Raw genomic sequence first — 879 nt, forward strand, 5'->3', positions numbered from 1 at the left:
GGATCTCGGCCAGCCCCGCCGGCAGGTTGTCGGCGGTCGCCTGGCCGGCCGTCAGGATCGCCTCGCTGATTGACCAGCCGCCCTGGTGCGGCAGCATGGAATCGCGCAGAGCCTTGGAGGCCATGTACATCATCAACAGTGCGTCGTTGGCACCGGGCGCGCGCGCCGCCGAATGCGCTTGCGGAATGGGTGCTGCACCCGCCGCCCGCGCCCAGCGCTCCGGTTGGTCGCAGATGAAGCGATAGATCATCGCGTAAGCCGCGCCGCAATGCGTGTCCCAGCGCGCCGTGTTGCAGAGCGGCAGCATGTAGAAGGGATGGAAGGAGATCATACCGGCAAGGCCGTCATAATAGCCCTTGGCGGCATGGATCGGCTTTGACCCACGCACCTTTTCCGCCGGCTCGCCGGTGAAGCGCAGTGTGCCTGATATGCCGTGGTGCTGCATCGCCGCCTTGGTCGCCAGCAGCCCGCCGAGGCTTGAAATGCCCAGCCCGGAATGCGGGTCGGTATGACCACCGGCATGTTCGGAGAGGCCTGGGCGCGGGCGCTCGACCGTAACCGCATCCTGGCAATTGCCCGGCACCGCGTCGTACTCGGCGTACATGCCGATGGTCGGGCCGGGGCCGTTGGTCCAATGCGCGCAGAAGGCGGTCGGCATGCCGCCGGACCCTTCCTCGACGGAAAAGCCTTCGCGCTTCAGCCGCTCAACATACCAGGCGGCGGATTGATACTCGCGCCACGCCGTCTCGCCGAAATCGAAGATGGTGCGTGTCCACGCGGACAGCAACGGCTGGATGCCGTCGAGACAGGCAAGGGCGGTTGCTTGCGCCGAGGTGGCCACCGGGTTCTCCATGGCATGAGAAGAAAGCAGTGAAGCGG

At 66.3% G+C, this 879-nt stretch carries 1 pseudogene; it reads right to left on the reverse strand.

From position 1 onward, the window contains the following. Positions 1-853, reverse strand: a pseudogene (locus EN935_RS38105) (amidohydrolase); the annotation flags it as partial. Positions 854-879: the final 26 nt, after the last annotated feature.

It is taken from the genome of Mesorhizobium sp. M7D.F.Ca.US.004.03.1.1, assembly GCF_003998635.1.
In the GTDB taxonomy this organism is placed as follows: domain Bacteria; phylum Pseudomonadota; class Alphaproteobacteria; order Rhizobiales; family Rhizobiaceae; genus Mesorhizobium; species Mesorhizobium loti.